The organism is Methylomonas rivi (assembly GCF_024505165.1).
Classification (GTDB): domain Bacteria; phylum Pseudomonadota; class Gammaproteobacteria; order Methylococcales; family Methylomonadaceae; genus Methylomonas; species Methylomonas rivi.
Genome location: NZ_JANIBK010000093.1, coordinates 1 through 15312, shown reverse-complemented (window position 1 = coordinate 15312; position 15312 = coordinate 1). Strand labels below are relative to the sequence as shown.

Here is a 15312-nt window from a genome sequence, read left to right as displayed (position 1 = left end):
GGCGGCGTGTTGAACCGGGCCGGCCATACCGAAGCGGGTTGCGATTTGGCCCGGCTGGCGGGCGTCGAGCCGGCGGCGGTGATCGTGGAAATTTTGAACGACGACGGCTCGATGGCGCGGCGTCCGGATCTGGAAGCCTTTGCCGAGCAACATAATTTGAAAATCGGCACCATCGCCGATTTGATCCATTACCGGATCAAGCACGAAAACACGCTGGAACGCATCAGCGAATGTGCCTATCCGACCGAGTTCGGCGATTTTAGGTTGTACGCCTATCAGGATAGAAACGACGATAACGTGCATCTGGCCCTGGTGATGGGCGACGTGGCCGGCGACCAGCCGGTGCTGGTCAGGGTGCATGCGCGCAATCTGATCGACGACCTGTTCTTTTCGCAGCGCAGCGATTGCAGTTTGCCGGTGCGCGAAGCCATGAAAAAAATCGCCGAAGCCGGGCGCGGCGTGTTGGTGATCATTCGCCAGAAAGAAGACAACAAGGCCTTGGTGGAACTGATTCACGCTTATCAAATGCAGGACCACGGCATTAAAAACAGCCGGGATTTAAGCGCCGATGCCGATTGGCGCACCACCGGCACGGGGTCGCGGATCTTGTCCGACTTGGGCGTGCGGCGCCTGAAAGTCATGGGCACGCAGAAAAAATATATCGGCTTGTCGGGTTTCGATTTGGAAGTGGTCGAGCATATCGACACCGCCGTTTAAGCAAGCCGGCAAGCTATCGACAGTATTTAAACCATTAACGAAGGTAATCCTATGACAGCAGTCACTACTCTGGAAGGTCATTTTTCCGCCCAAGGCGGCAAGTTTTGTATCGTCTCCTCGCGTTTCAACAGTTTTATCGTCGAACAGCTGGAAGCCGGGGCCATCGATGCTCTGGTGCGCCACGGCGCCGACAAAAATGATATTACCCTGGTGAAGGCCCCGGGCGCGTTCGAGTTGCCCATGGTGGTGCAGCGGGTTGCGGCCAGCAAAAAATACGATGCGATTATCGCCCTGGGTGCGGTGATTCGCGGCGGTACCCCACATTTCGAATACGTGGCGGGCGAGTGCGTGAAAGGCATTGCCCATGTGGCCTTGCAATACGATATTCCGGTCAGTTTCGGCGTATTGACCGTGGACAGCATAGAACAAGCCATCGAGCGTGCCGGCACCAAGGCCGGTAACAAGGGCGCGGAAGCCGCGTTGTCAGCCATCGAGATGGTGAGTCTGTTCAACGCCTTCATTGATCACAACCAGGGCGTTTAATGAGTCAAGCAAAAACCAATGCCCGCAAGTGCGCGGTACAGGCCTTGTACCAGTGGCAGATGAGCGGCGAGAGCCTGAGCCGCATCGAAAGCTATTTTCTGGAAGAAGAGCATTTAAAAGGCGCGCAGAAAACCTATTTCAGCGAGTTGTTTCACGGCGTTCCCAAACAACTGGCGGAACTCGATGCCGCGCTGGCGGAGTTCGTCGATCGGCCGGTGGAAAAAATCGACCCTGTCGAGCGGGCCATTCTACGCATCGGTGCTTATGAATTGATCAACCGCTTGGAAACGCCCTACAAGGTCATCATCAACGAGGGCGTCAATCTGGCCAAGGATTTCGGCGCGGAAGGCAGCCATAAATATATCAACGGCATACTCGATAAGGTGTCGCAAAAACACCGCGCCGTCGAAATCGCCGCCAAACAGGCCAAGCCGCAACACTAATGGCTTTGGCCGAATTTGATCTGATTAAACGCTATTTTGCGGTGCATGCGCCGCAACATTCGTTTACGCAGTTGGGCATAGGCGACGATTGCGCCTTGCTGAATTTGCCGGCCGGTTATCAGCTGGCCGTCACCACCGATACCATGGTGGAAAGCGTGCATTTTTTCGCCGATGCCGATCCCTATCTGTTAGGGCACAAATTGCTGGCGGTCAATTTAAGCGATTTGGCGGCCATGGGCGCGGAACCGTTTGCGGTCACCCTGGCCCTGACGCTACCGAAAGCCGATGAAGCTTGGTTGCGGGCCTTTGCCGACGGCTTTCTCGGCTTGGCCCGCCGGCATCGCGTCGATCTGATCGGCGGCGATACCACTGCGGGACCCTTGAGCTTGACGGTGCAAGCCATGGGGGCCGTGCCGGCGGGCAAGGCGTTGTTGCGTTCCGCGGCGAAAGCCGGCGATCTGATTTTTGTCACCGGCCAATTGGGCAATGCCGGCTTGGGTTTGAAAATCAAGCAAGGCTTTGCCTGCGCTGAGCCGGCATTGCCGTTACGCTGTTTTAACCAGCCCGAGCCGCGCATCGCCGAAGGCATTGCGCTACGTGAGTTGGCTCATGCCTGTATCGATATTTCCGATGGCTTGGCCGCCGACTTGGGGCATGTTCTGGAGCAAAGCCGAGTCGGTGCCTATCTGGATTGGGAGCGGCTGCCGCTGTCCGCGCAGGTACGCCAATACATCGAAATAACGCAGGATTGGCAAATGCCCCTCACGGCGGGAGACGATTACGAATTGTGTTTCACCGTTCCCGCCGAGTCGGTTCCCAAACTACCCGCGGGCTGCCATTACGTCGGGGCGATCGAGGCGGAACCGGGCTTGCGTATGTTGCGGGCCGGTAAAACCGAAACCTTCGAGGCGAAAGGCTTTGAGCATTTTTCTTAGAGAATACTACGGCAACGCCCGTTTGAGCGCGGCGCAAATCGTCAAAGACCCGGTTTTATTATTGGCGTTCGGCTTCGGCGCCGGCCTGAGTAAAAAAATGCCGGGTACCATGGGTACGCTTGCGGCCATACCCATCTACCTGCTGTTGATTCAAAGTCCGGTTTGGGTTTATTTGGCGGTTACCGTAACCAGCATATTGGCCGGAATAGCGATTTGCGATAGGGCCGCGCAAAAGTTGCAAGTACACGATTATGGCGGCATTGTGTGGGATGAAATCGCCGGTTTTTTAATCACCATGTGCTGGCTGCCTTTTTCTTGGCAAAGTCTTTTGGCGGGCTTTGCTTTGTTCAGATTATTCGACATTGTAAAACCCTGGCCCATCAAATGGCTGGATAGGCATGTCGAGGGCGGGTTCGGCATTATGCTGGACGATGTGGCGGCGGGCTTGTTTGCCGCCGCGCTGATGCGGATTTGGTTTTAGTCTGCGTTGAGCCAAATGCAAAAAAAGTTTGAGTTCCCTCATGTTTTTTTATTTAGGGTCTTGATTAATCGCGTATTGGAACGATTGACCTATTTTAGGGTTAACGGATAGAATCCAGCTGCCCGGGGGTGGGAGCTAGGGGTTTGTATAGCGATCGGGTTAAAAAATCATAAATACCGGAGGAAGAATACTCATGAAAAAATCAATGATAAATTTGGCGCTTTTAGGTTGTTTGGCGGCAACGTCGAACGCGGCCTTTGCCGATTCGGACCATTCGCAAAAATCGAATTCGGCGTCTTCGCGATGCTCGGCCTTGCCCGGCCATGCAGCTTTGAAAGCCGCTTTAACCGGTGCCAGGGCGGCGGCGAACGGCGGCTTCAATTTGGACATGTGGGGCAGCATCGTGGATAGGGACGGCATCGTTTGCGCGGTGGCATTTACCGGCGGCAACCGCGGAGACCAATGGCCCGGCAGCCGGGTGATTTCCGCCCAGAAAGCCAATACGGCTAACGCTTTTAGTCTTCCCGGCCTGGCATTGTCGACCGCTAATCTTTATACGGCTACCCAACCCGGCGGCAGTTTGTTCGGCCTGCAGTTCAGTAATCCGGTCGATACCGGAGCCGCCTACAAAGGACCTTCTAAAAATTACGGCCAACATAACGACCCTTTAGTGGGGGAAAAAATAGGCGGGGTTAATGTGTTCGGCGGCGGTCTGGCGCTCTATGATGGGTCCGGAAAACTGTTGGGCGCCCTCGGCGTCAGCGGCGATTCTTCCTGCGCCGACCATAATATTGCCTGGAGAACCCGGTCCGCATTAGGTTTGGATCATGTGCCCGGCGGCGTGGGGCCCGGCGGTACCGACGGTATTGTCTATGACCAAACCAGCGGTTGGGCGCATCCGCTTTGCGCGGTTGGCGGCGAAGATGAAATAGCCGTTGATATTGGCGCGGGCGGCCCCGCTGTTCCTTAAATAATCGATTGCAGCTTGGGTTCCCTGCTTGATGGTAAGGAACCCGCTTAAAACCGGCCGCTTAAGGACATTTTCTTAAGCGGCTTTTTAATTCAAGCCATGGCGCCGAACTTCATGAAATTGATACTGCAAATCGCTGTTGGCGTTTTTCTGGGTAGTTTGGGGGCGTGGATCGTCGCCGATATTTGGCACGGCCGCCAGGAACAGAACGCCAAACAGGTAGCGGAACAACGTCACGCCGAACAGGAAAAACTGCGCCGAGCGGAAGGCGAACGGATTCGGGCGTTATTGCTGCAAGGACGGCAAGCCGGCAATGCCGCCGGGTCAATCAAACCGCCCGCCGGCTTTGTGCCGGATGATGCGCAAAGCCGCTGACATAACGGCAGCCGAAGCGCTCTCGCCATGGCTATTTATCGAAACGGACGAAAACCATCCTCGCGCTTAATCGAATACGGTTGTATTCGGTAAATCATTTTTTTGTGATTAACCAATCCGGATTGCTTCCGGTTTTCAATAGCCAACATTAACTTGACCGTTGGCGGCTATTCATCGCAAATATGTCGGGGTTTTCCGCCTTCGGCGGGGGCTTGCGCGGTTTTAGGCAGCATCGGCATCATGTTTTTCATGCCTTCGCCGCATTTTTTCATGTCTTGCATGATGCTGCTTTGCGCGGTTTCCTTGCCGAATGCCATGGCCCGCGCCATGGCCGCGTCGCGTTTTCCCGCCGCGCAAAGGGCTTTGACTTCCGCATCCATGGCTTCGGCCTTTTGTTGGAAGGCCTCCATTTCGGCTTCATCGATGTTTGCCATGCAGTTTTGCATGCTTTGCGCTTGTTGCATCATCTGCTGCATTTGCGCCTCGGTCGGCATGCGGCCCATGTTTTGAGCCGGAGCGGCAAGGGGCAGTAATAACAAGCTAATCAGTAATCGTTTGTTCATGTGCGGCCTTAAAAAATTTGCGTGGTTATCGGGAGGTTAATTTTGCAGATATTGATTGATGATCATTAAATCTTCTTCGCTCAAGTTACCGGCGGCTTGTTTTAGTTTTATTCCGCTGATCAAATAGTCGTAACGGCCCCGCGCGTAGTCGCTTTTGGCTCTATAAAGGTTGCGCTGAATGGCCAGCACGTCGACCATGGTGCGCGTACCCACTTCCAATCCCGCTTCGGCGGCTTCAACCGCCAAGGCGCCGGATTCGGTGGTGGATTTAAGCGCTTTCACTTGATCGATACTGGCGATTACTCCCCGGTAGGCGTCTTTGACTTCGCGGTTGACGCTGCGTTTGATTTTGACCAGATCTTCCTTGGCTTGCTCGAATTCATATTGGGCTTGGCGGGTACGCGAAACCGTGCCGCCGCCTTCGTACAGCGGCATGTTGAATTGCAGTCCAAAGCTTTCGTTGTCGCCGCGGAAGCCGACTTGGTTGCCGTTATCCATTTGCCGGTATTGCGCCACCAGATCCAGTGTGGGGAGGTGTTTCGATTCCTGCAACTCTATATTTTTGCGTATGAACTCGGTCTGGTTGATTTGGGAAACAATGGAAAAGTTGTTGCTCTCGGCCGAATTGGCCCAGGAGGCGATGTCTTGCGGCTCGGGCGGAAGTAGCGGTACGTTTTCCGGTAGCTTTTTTAAGTTGGCGTTGTGCAGACCGATTATTTCCTGGAGCTTCTCTTTGGTGTTATCCAGCTGATTTTCTGCTTCGATAACCCCGGCAACCGCGCGGTCGAACCCCGCTTGGGCCTCATAAACATCGGTAATGGCGATGATGCCGACATCGAAGCGTTGTTTGGCTTGCTCCAGCTGTTTTTCAATGGCTTTTTTTTCGGCCACTACAAATTCCAGGTTATCTTGCGCCGCCAGCACGTTGAAATAGGCTTCGACGGTGCGCACCATCAATTTTTGCTGCTCGGCCTGAAACTGGGCTTCCGACTGGGCGATTTTGTTGTCGGCTTGATCCAGTTGTACCCAGTGGGCCCAATTGAATACCGGTTGTGTCAGGTTGACGGCCAAGGCGCTGTCCCAATAGTGTTGTAATCCGGTGCCCGAAATACTGAATCCGCCCCTGATACTCTGAATACGCTGGCGATTGCTGCTCGCGGAGAACGCTAAATTGGGCAGCATTTGGGCGATGCTTTGCGATTTGATTTCAGCTACCGCTAACTGGTTAATGTCGCTGCTACGGTATTGCGGGTCGTTTTGCCGGGCCAATTGGTAAATATCCATCAGATCGTCGGCGAAAGCCAAATTTAGTGGTACGAACGCTAGCCATAGCGTCACCAACAGTCTTATCATTGCAATGTCTCGTACGAAGGTGTGAAAATTAAAATGCATTATGGCCTAAAATACAGATACTTCTGCAGCTTAATTTAAGTCTTGCATAAGGTTAGGCCCTCAGTATGGATTCGTCAAAATAAAAACCCAACTCAAAGAGCTAATATGACCAAAAAAGTTACTAAAGCCGTTTTTCCCGTTGCCGGTCTGGGTACCCGTTCTCTGCCCGCGACTAAAGCCGTGGCCAAGGAGATGTTGCCGGTTGTCGATAAGCCGCTGATTCAATATGCGGTTGAAGAGGCGATAGCGGCCGGCATAAACACCATGATATTCGTTACCGGGCGTAACAAGGATTCTATCCCGAATCATTTCGATAAATCCTACGAACTTGAAAAAGAGCTGGAAAAAAGCGGTAAAACCGAGTTGTTGAAAATGTTGCGCGAATTGCTGCCGCCGCATGTGTCCTGCGTATTCGTGCGTCAGGCCGAAGCCTTGGGCCTGGGGCATGCGGTGCATTGCGCCAAACCGATTGTCGGCAATGAGCCGTTTGCGGTGATTTTACCGGACGATTTGATTGAAGACGGCAGCCGCGGTTGCATGAAACAAATGGTGGAATTGTTCGAGCAGCAACAGAGCAGCATTTTGGGTGTCGAACGGGTCGATCCTAAGGAAACCCATAAATACGGTATCGTCGAACACGTCGAAACCGCGCCCGGCGTCGGACAGTTGAAATCGATCGTCGAAAAACCCAAACCGGAAGTGGCGCCGTCCAATATTGCCGTGGTCGGCCGTTATATTTTAACGCCGGCTATTTTCGAGAAAATCGAAACCACCGGTCGCGGCGCCGGCGGCGAAATTCAGTTGACCGACGCCATTGCGGCTTTGATGCAAGACGAACAGGTCTTGTCGTACGAATTTAAAGGCAACCGTTACGATTGCGGCTCCAAATTCGGGTTCCTGCTGGCCAATGTCGAATACGGTTTGTTGCATCCGGAAATCAAAGCCGAGTTTGCCGACTATTTGAAACAAAGGACAGCTAAAATCTGACCGTCATGCCTGGATACCGGCCGTTGCCGGTATCCACCCCAATTTTCCGCGCATAAAAAGAATTTTTCCTGTGGCCGTCAGGCCGATAGCTGACGATAATGCCGAGTTTATCTTCGGCCGGTTATTATGAGTCTGCGCTATCAGATTATCTTTCGTATCCTCTTATCGTCGCTGTGTATTTTACTGCTGGGCGGGGCGATCGCGATTTGGCAGGCCAGGCAGTCGGTCGAAAAAGAGGTCGAGGCCTCGATTCACTTGGCTTTACAGCTGGTTACCCTGGGTATGGCCGATGCCTCATCGTTGCAAAGCGCGGAGGATTTATCCCGGTTTCGGGCTCTGCGCCAAACCCGCCATCTGAGCATGCAATTGCAAAAACCGGACGGTCAGTTGGTGCATTTTGCCGGCGAACAACAACCCAGCCATCCGGAAGACATGCCGCCGGCCTGGTTCATCCGCGCGGTCACCGGCGACTATCCCAAAGTAGAACATCGCATCAATACGCAAGACGGCAAGGCTTTGACACTGATCATCGAAGCCCAGCCCTTGGATGAAATCACCGAAGTCTGGCAGGAGAGCGTGGGCTTTTTTAGCTCCCTGTCGCTGTTGACGCTGTTAAGTTTTTTAGTGGTCAATCTGGTGCTGAATAAGTCTTTGAAAGCCATCGGTGTGATTGTCGATGCGCTACGCATCATTGAAACGGGGCATTACAAACACCAGCTGCCGGCCTTTTCCACCGAGGAATTCGACAATATCGCCAAAGCGGTCAATCATATGACGGTAGAGTTGGAAAAAACCCGCCAGGAAAATAGCGACCTGACCCAGCACTCGTTGGCCATTCAGGAAGAAGAGCGCCAGCATTTGTCCCAGGAACTGCACGACGAATTCGGCCAATCCTTGACGGCCATCAAGGTCATGGCCGTCACGGCCTCCAGGCCTAACGCCGATGTCGGGAAAATCACCGCTACCGTCAGCGAAATTTGCGATCATTTGACCTTGGTTTTGCGCTCGATGATGCAGCAATTGCACCCGCTGGTTTTAACCGAATTGGGTTTAAAAGCGACATTGGAGGAAATGGTCAATCATTGGTCGGAACGCAATCCCGGTCTGAAATTAAGCATCGTCTGCAGCGATGCAGTGGACGGGCTGGACAAAAATATCGCCCGGCAAGTTTTTAGAGTGATACAGGAATGCCTGACCAATGTGGTCCGTCATGCCGATGCCCGGCAGGTTTCGATTGAGCTGCGCGTGCAGCCCGCCGAAAATAAATTATTGTTGCATGTGGCTGACGACGGCCGGGGTTGCGATCTGCAAAACCTGAGTCGCGGCTTTGGTTTGCGCGGCATAAAGGAGCGTATCAGATCCTTGGCCGGCGAAGTCTCGCTGGACTCGCAACCCGGGGCGGGCATGCGTATTTCGGCTTGGATACCCTTATGGTGACCCTGACGATGGAAGGGGCGTTAATCCGCGGCCGCGCAATCGGGTGGCGGAGGCGTCAATTTGTTGGGTTCCTGAAAAAATTTGAAGCAGCTCCGTCCGGCTTCCTTGGCTTGGTACATGGCGTTATCGGCCCTTTTTAGCAAAGTTTTGGCGTCGACCCCATGCGAGGGGTAAAGCGCGATACCTATGCTGGTCGAGATGCCGATGGTGTGCCGCTCGATTTCAAACGGCTGGTTGAGGGTCTGCACCACCTTTTCCGCTACCCATGCGGCTTCTTGCGCATGTTCGATATGGGAGAGCAAAATCACAAACTCGTCCCCGCCAAGCCGGGCCACGGTGTCGGTTTCGCGCTTGATGCAGGTTTGTAGGCGCTTGGCCACTTCGCGCAGCAACAGATCGCCAATACCGTGGCCCAAATTGTCGTTGACGGGTTTGAACTTATCCAGATCCAAAAACATGAGGGCCAATTTGGCCTTTTCCCGGCGGACCAAGGCCAGGGCCTGCTGTAGGCGGTCGGTGAGCAGGATACGATTGGGCAAATCCGTCAGGACGTCAAAATGAGCCAAGTGTTTGACCGCCTCTTCTTTTTCCTTGCGGGCCGTGATGTCGAGCATGGTACCGACATAATGCGTGACGGTGCCGGCCTGGTCCTTGACGGCGGTAATAGTGAGCCATTCCAGGTACAGGTCGCCGTTTTTGCGGCGGTTCCAAATTTCCCCCTGCCAGTATCCGGATTGCGCAACGATGGCCCACAGGTCATCGTAGAAGGCGATGTCGTGAATGCCGGATTTCAATACATTCATTTTGCGGCCGACCACGTCTTCCGGCGTGAATCCCGTTAATTCGGTAAATGAGCGATTGATGTTCAGGATAAGGGTCTCGGCATTGGTGATGACCATGCCTTCCTGCGCTTCGAAAGCCGTGGCGGCAATTCGTAATTGGGTTTCGATACGTTTACGGTCCGTGATGTCTCGGAAAAAGCCGACAGTACCCAAAAGTACCCCATTGTCGTCGATGACCGGCGCCTTGAACGTTTCCACCCATTTCTTATCGCCGGCATTCTCAACCTGTTCCTCGGTTATTTTTTGTTGCCGGGCCGTCATGACGGCCCTGTCATCGGCTCGATAGGCATTGGCCAGGGGCTTTTCTGCGATGTCGTAGTCCGACTTGCCGATCAATGCGTCCGGGTGCGGTGCGCCAAAGGTATTGGCAAACAGCCGGTTGACGGCCAGAAACCGGCTTTCCGGATCCTTTAGCCAAACTTCGAATGGGAAATTATCCAGCAACGCGCGTTGGTAACCTTCCTTTTGGTGTAAGGCTGTTTCAATACGCTTGCGTTCGGTAATGTCCTGGACAAAAGTAAAGCTGAACTCTTCGTCAAGGTAGGCAATGTAGTGGGCGGTTATATCCACGTCAAACAGACTGCCGTCTTTACGGCGGTGGCGGGCTTCCCGATGAAAGGTTTTGCTGTTCCGTAGCGTTTGCCAAACTTCGGGCCACATCGAAGCGGAGAAATCGGGATCGAAATCCCAAGGCCGCATGCCGATCAATTCGTCGGACGTATAGCCCAGCGAGCGGCAGGCATAATCGTTGACATAGCGGATTTTACCCGCTGCATCGATTCTGAAAAATGCCGTGTTGCTTTTATCCAGCATGGTTTTCGCCAGCCACAGTTCGTGTTCTATCCGTTTGCGTTCGGTAATGTCGGCGTAAACGCCCAACACGCCGATCACGTTGGCCTGATTGTCGCGCAACGGGGTTTTGGAAGTGCGTAACCAGATGGTTTGGCCGGCCGGCGTTGTCTGCGGTTCATCGTATGCGAGTTTGCTAACGCCGGTTCGTATGACGTTTTGGTCGTCAAGCCGGTACAGTTCCGCCTGGTCTTGCCAAGTGAGTTCCGAATCCAGTTTGCCGATGACCCCTGTCGGATCTTGCTCGCCGCCGTCGTTCGCGAAGGCGGTGTTACAGCCCAGATAACGCGAATTCAGGTCTTTCCAGAATATTCGCATCGGAATGGTTTCGATAATCGATTGTAAAATAGTGTGAGATTCCCGCAAGGCCTCCGATGCACGCGCTTTTTCGGTAATGTCGTACAGCACCACCAAATGAAAGTCTTGATAAGCAGGTTCCAGAGGCGTGGCGGTGGCAAGTATGGTTTTGACATCGCCATTTTTACAGCAGATTTTGACTTCGAGCGGCTCGAAAGCGCCGGCATTGGCGAGCATGGCGTCTAAATGCGATTGCCAGGTATCAGCCACCCATTGCCGATAATCGGCATCGGGATAAGCCTTTGGCCACCAAGCCTGCAAATTGGGTATGTCGTCTCGGCTATACCCGAATACTTTGGTGAATTCTGGGTTGATCAGCAGGATATTGTTTGCATCATCGTTCAGGGCGATCGGTATCGGGCAGGCACTGATAATATTGTTCAGATGCTGGTTGTCTAGCTGCATTTGTGCCAGCGTGGCCAAAAAATAAATAATCAAACCGCTGATGACCGACGCCACGGCAATGGAGGCGACTAGTCCGGTCAGCAGATAGTGGGCGGTTACCCTGCCTTCCAAAAGTAAATTCATGCCCGCTACAATGGATAATGTCATGAATACCGCCAAAACGACGGCAGCCAGCCAGAGATGGTACTTGTTTTGGTTTTGCAGTCGGGACAGGGGTGAATTATTCAATGCGTTTTACGACTTTTGGTTTTACTGCTTTAGGCGAGCTTGACGAAAAAACGGCTACTTAATTATAAATGCAGCGTTAGCCGCGGGGGTAAGTGTAAGTTTTTTTGCTTTGCGCTGTAAGTATTTTCTTACAGCGCAAGGTCACGGTAAAACGTACTAACGTCCAATATCAATGAATTTATGGCTCTGTTTTTTCAGAGCCATATCAAAAAAACGATTCCGCTGGAGCGTCTATACGGAAGCAAATTGTAGCGGGAAAGCAAATGCACGGGATGCCGGACATTCAGTCAATGGCTTTAAAACCAATATCGGTGCGGTAATACATATCCTGCCAGTTGATTTGTCGGCATAACCGATAAGCCTTGTGCTGGGCTTGCGCTATCGTATCGCCCAAGGCGCAGGCGCATAACACCCGGCCGCCGGCGGTGACGACTTCAGAGTCTTGTTGTTGGGTGCCGGCGTGAAACACTTTGTAATCCTCGTTTTCCTGGGCGGGCAAACCGCTGATGACACGGCCTTTGGCGTAGTCGTCCGGATAGCCGCCCGCCGCCAATACCACGCCCAGGGCCGGGCGTTCGTCCCATTCGGTGCCGGTTTGATCCAGGGTTTTGTCGAGGGCCGCCTGGCAGAGTTCAACCAAGTCGCTTTTCAAGCGCATCATGATGGGCTGAGTTTCCGGGTCGCCGAATCGGCAGTTGTATTCCAACACTTTGATGCTGCCGTTTTTGCCTATCATCAAGCCTGCATATAAAAAACCGGTGTATTCGTTGCCGTCATCGCGCATGCCTTTAAGCGTGGGGTTAATGACTTCGTCCATCACCCGTTGATGTATTTCCGGGGTGACGATGGGGGCAGGGGAGTAAGCGCCCATGCCGCCGGTGTTGGGGCCTTGGTCGCCGTTGTCGCGGGCTTTGTGGTCCTGCGAGGTGGCCATCGGCAGGGCGTGCAGGCCGTCGGCGATGACGATGAAGCTGGCTTCCTCGCCGGCCAAAAACTCTTCGATCACCACCCGGTGGCCGGCTTCGCCGAAACTGTTGCCGGACAACATGTCCAGCACGGCGTCTATGGCTTGTTGTTCGGTTTGGGCGACGATGACGCCCTTGCCGGCCGCCAAGCCGTCGGCTTTGACCACTATCGGGGCGCCTTTGCGCTGAATATAGGCGATCGCTTGCTCTGTATCGGTAAAGGTTTGATAGTCGGCAGTGGGGATGCCGTGGCGGGCCATGAAATCCTTGCAGAACGATTTGGAGCCTTCCAGTTGCGCCGCTTGCGCGGTGGGGCCGAAGCAGGGCAGGCCAGCGGCATTGAAGGCGTCCACCACACCTTTGACCAAGGGTACTTCCGGGCCTATGATGGTCAAGCCGATGTCGCGGGCTTGGGCGAAATTTAACAAGCCGGCAATATCATCCGCCTGGATGGCGACGTTTTCCACGCCGGTTTCCAATGCGGTACCGGCATTTCCGGGGGCGACGAAAACCTGGCTGACGTGTGCGGATTGTTTGGCTTTCCAGGCCAGGGCGTGCTCACGGCCGCCGCTGCCGACGATCAAAATTCTCATGGGATATAAAACCTTGGGTTAATGGAGGGTTCAAAATTTTTCGGCGAATTTTAACGGGATTTGCCGGGGTGGGTTGGAATTTGTGCTGCGGCCGTGTTAGCGTGCTAGATGCGGCGTTTGATATCGAGTAATGCAATGTATAAATTTTAGGAGTTGCTATGACGGATTGTTTGTTTTGCAAAATGGTAAACGGCGAAATTAAACCGGATGTGGTGTTCGAGGATGAAAAAGTGTTGGCTTTCAAGGACATTAACCCGCAAGCCCCCATGCACGTGTTGGTGGTGCCCAAGCTGCACATTGCCAATTTGAATGCCCTACGGGAAGCCGCCCTGGGAGGGCATATGCTCAAAATCGCCGCCTGTATCGCGGAAGAGCACGGCGTTGCGGAATCGGGGTATCGGGCGGTGTTTAACTGTAACGACGACGGCGGGCAGACCGTGCATCACTTGCATTTACATGTCATGGGCGGCAGGCGCATGGCTTGGCCGCCGGGTTGATGCCTGTCAACGGTTGTGCAAACGGCCTTGGGCGGGCCAGGTGACGACGTGCGACAATCCCATATGGGTTTCCAGATGCCGCAAGATCGTCTCCACCCGCTCCGGGTCATCGTAAAACTCCACGATCAGAGGTAAATCCAGCGACAGGTCCAGTAACGAGGCCAGATGGATTTTGCCGTCGGGGCCGAAACCTTCGATGCCGCGCAACACGGTGACGCCGGAGACTTTTTCCTCGTCGTGCAGCAGTTTGATCAGGGTGGCTAGCTGGTGTTCGCCTTCCCGCAAGTAAATGCGGGCTACGGTGACGGTTTGAGTTGCCATATCCAATGTCCTATCCATGAGCCGGACCAGATTATCGCTACCCCGCATAGGGCGTTAAGGATAAACAGGCCAAGCAAGTGATGAAATTCCGCTTGAAGTGTCGGGTTGTGCAAGCCTGCCCATAACGTTGAACCTATGGTTAACGAGCCGAGCAAGCCCACGAAAAATATTGCCCGCGTCTCGCTGGGCAAATTGAAGCCATTGATCAGGATTTCCGCCAATATCGAGATCGTGAATAGCGCGAGAAAACTGCAAATCAAGCCGGCGGCGGGTAGATACTGAAGTAGGCCCGCTGCTTGGTTGTCCGAAAAAACCGTGCGGCCCCAGATGACGCCAATCCAGCAGGCGGTCAGGCACAGCACCACGCTGAGAAATATATTCAAAAAGGCTTTTAACAGGCTGCCTTGTTCGAATAGGGTTAAGGTTTCCATCGCGAAAGTGGAAAAAGTGGTAAATGCGCCCAGAAACCCAACCAAAACGGCGGCGCGGTATTCCACCGCCAAGGCGAAGCGGTGCACCAGCAATTCGGTCAGAAAGCCCATTAACAATGAACCGAACACGTTCACGAACAAGGTGCCGTGCGGAAAGCCGCGCCCCAGTAGGCCATAAATGCCGTTGGCGACTAAAAAACGCATGACGGCGCCCACGGAGCCGCCCAGGGCGATGGCTATCAGTTGATACATGAAAAATCCTGCAACATGGTCTTTCTCGCGTCCGGGGCATATTAACCGCGATTGGCCGGCGGCATTTTTTCTCTCAGTTTAAGGAAGCGCTGGTAGCGGCTGCGGGGAATCCGGCCGTTTTCGGCCGCCGCGCGCACCGCGCAGTCCTTGTCGTTAACGTGGCGGCAATCGTTAAACCGGCATTTGCCGACAAAGGGGTGAAATTCGCGGTAACCCCAGGCCAGTTGCGCTTCCGATAAGCCGGCCAAACCGAAAATCGCCACCCCCGGGCTGTCGATCAAGTCGCCGCCGCTGGGTAAATGATACAGCGTGGCGGCGGTAGTGGTGTGGCGGCCGTGGCGGGTGGTTTCCGAAACGCCGTTGATTTTAAGGGTTTTATCCGGCAGCAGGGTATTGGTCAGCGAAGATTTGCCGACACCGGATTGGCCGGCGAACATGCTGGTTTGCGTCGATAAAACCTGCCGCAAGATATCGACGCCAATCTGTTTGTTGGCGCTGACCCGGTATAAGGCATAGCCCAAGGCCAGGTAATTTTGCAGCTCCAGTTCGACCGACTCCGAACAGGGCAGGTCGATTTTGTTGAAGACCAGTGAGGCATCGATATTGCAGTTTTCGCAGACGGCCAGATATTGATCCAATAATAGAAAGTCGCAATCCGGTTCGGCGGCGAATACCACGAAAATCGTGTCGATATTGGCGGCGACCGGTCGGATCCGGTCGCCGCGGCTG

The 15312-nt window shown here is 54.0% G+C and carries 17 protein-coding genes; 10 read left to right on the top strand and 7 right to left on the bottom strand.

Annotated elements, in window-relative coordinates; all coding sequences use genetic code 11:
- The 7 genes from NP596_RS14835 to NP596_RS14805 all read left to right on the top strand — a co-directional run.
- Window positions 1-717 (top strand): 3,4-dihydroxy-2-butanone-4-phosphate synthase (locus tag NP596_RS14835; RefSeq protein ID WP_256616162.1); only part of this gene is annotated, 717 nt, incomplete at its 5' end.
- 51 nt (window positions 718-768) lie between these two features.
- Complete coding sequence (ribH, locus tag NP596_RS14830; RefSeq protein WP_256616161.1) at window positions 769-1260, top strand: 6,7-dimethyl-8-ribityllumazine synthase; 492 nt, start codon at window positions 769-771, stop codon at window positions 1258-1260.
- The gene (nusB, locus tag NP596_RS14825; RefSeq protein WP_256616160.1) at window positions 1260-1703 is read left to right on the top strand and encodes a transcription antitermination factor NusB; all 444 of its coding nucleotides are present in this window, start codon (window positions 1260-1262) and stop codon (window positions 1701-1703) included. The genes ribH and nusB overlap by 1 nt, the downstream gene beginning before the upstream one ends.
- Window positions 1703-2638 carry a thiamine-phosphate kinase gene (gene thiL / locus NP596_RS14820; RefSeq protein ID WP_256616159.1) on the top strand — a complete coding sequence of 312 codons (936 nt, stop codon included), beginning with the start codon at window positions 1703-1705 and terminating at the stop codon, window positions 2636-2638. Before nusB ends, thiL begins: the two co-directional genes overlap by 1 nt.
- A complete protein-coding gene (locus tag NP596_RS14815; RefSeq protein ID WP_256616158.1) occupies window positions 2622-3119 on the top strand; it encodes a phosphatidylglycerophosphatase A family protein in 498 nt (165 codons plus the stop codon). The genes thiL and NP596_RS14815 overlap by 17 nt, the downstream gene beginning before the upstream one ends.
- Window positions 3120-3312: 193 nt before the next feature.
- A complete protein-coding gene (locus NP596_RS14810) occupies window positions 3313-4089 on the top strand; it encodes a GlcG/HbpS family heme-binding protein (protein WP_256616157.1) in 777 nt (258 codons plus the stop codon).
- A 114-nt stretch (window positions 4090-4203) separates the two neighbouring features.
- Window positions 4204-4464, top strand: coding sequence for a hypothetical protein (locus NP596_RS14805; RefSeq protein ID WP_256616156.1), 261 nt, complete (start codon window positions 4204-4206; stop codon window positions 4462-4464).
- A gap of 167 nt (window positions 4465-4631) precedes the next feature.
- On the opposite strand, the gene NP596_RS14800 is transcribed toward NP596_RS14805, so the two are convergent.
- The gene (locus tag NP596_RS14800) at window positions 4632-5027 is read right to left on the bottom strand and encodes a hypothetical protein (protein WP_256616155.1); all 396 of its coding nucleotides are present in this window, start codon (window positions 5025-5027) and stop codon (window positions 4632-4634) included.
- A gap of 36 nt (window positions 5028-5063) precedes the next feature.
- On the bottom strand, window positions 5064-6380 hold the full coding sequence (locus NP596_RS14795; RefSeq protein WP_256616154.1) for a TolC family outer membrane protein: 1317 nt from the start codon (window positions 6378-6380) through the stop codon (window positions 5064-5066).
- Between the two features lie 144 nt (window positions 6381-6524).
- Between NP596_RS14795 and galU the strand changes: the two genes are divergently transcribed.
- Together galU and NP596_RS14785 are read left to right on the top strand one after the other, a co-directional pair.
- Entirely contained in the window at window positions 6525-7406 is an 882-nt protein-coding gene (galU, locus tag NP596_RS14790) for a UTP--glucose-1-phosphate uridylyltransferase GalU (RefSeq protein ID WP_256616153.1), read from the top strand.
- Between the two features lie 126 nt (window positions 7407-7532).
- Complete coding sequence (locus tag NP596_RS14785; RefSeq protein WP_256616152.1) at window positions 7533-8843, top strand: ATP-binding protein; 1311 nt, start codon at window positions 7533-7535, stop codon at window positions 8841-8843.
- Window positions 8844-8863: 20 nt separating this feature from the next.
- On the opposite strand, the gene NP596_RS14780 is transcribed toward NP596_RS14785, so the two are convergent.
- Together NP596_RS14780 and purD are read right to left on the bottom strand one after the other, a co-directional pair.
- Window positions 8864-11524 carry a sensor domain-containing protein gene (locus NP596_RS14780; protein ID WP_256616151.1) on the bottom strand — a complete coding sequence of 887 codons (2661 nt, stop codon included), beginning with the start codon at window positions 11522-11524 and terminating at the stop codon, window positions 8864-8866.
- 283 nt (window positions 11525-11807) lie between these two features.
- A complete protein-coding gene (purD, locus tag NP596_RS14775; protein ID WP_256616150.1) occupies window positions 11808-13082 on the bottom strand; it encodes a phosphoribosylamine--glycine ligase in 1275 nt (424 codons plus the stop codon).
- 158 nt (window positions 13083-13240) lie between these two features.
- On the opposite strand from purD, the gene NP596_RS14770 reads away from it, so the two are divergent.
- A complete protein-coding gene (locus NP596_RS14770) occupies window positions 13241-13579 on the top strand; it encodes a histidine triad nucleotide-binding protein (RefSeq protein ID WP_256616149.1) in 339 nt (112 codons plus the stop codon).
- Window positions 13580-13585: 6 nt separating this feature from the next.
- Here the strand turns inward: NP596_RS14770 and NP596_RS14765 are convergent, their stop codons facing one another.
- From NP596_RS14765 to rsgA, 3 genes are all read right to left on the bottom strand, one after another.
- On the bottom strand, window positions 13586-13900 hold the full coding sequence (locus tag NP596_RS14765; protein WP_256616148.1) for a DUF190 domain-containing protein: 315 nt from the start codon (window positions 13898-13900) through the stop codon (window positions 13586-13588).
- Window positions 13876-14583 (bottom strand): fluoride efflux transporter CrcB, encoded by a 708-nt coding sequence (gene crcB, locus NP596_RS22075; RefSeq protein ID WP_371927958.1) that lies wholly within the window; start codon window positions 14581-14583, stop codon window positions 13876-13878. The genes NP596_RS14765 and crcB overlap by 25 nt, the downstream gene beginning before the upstream one ends.
- Before the next feature lie 41 nt (window positions 14584-14624).
- A partial coding sequence (gene rsgA / locus NP596_RS14755) for a ribosome small subunit-dependent GTPase A (protein ID WP_256616147.1) occupies window positions 14625-15312 on the bottom strand: 688 nt, incomplete at its 5' end.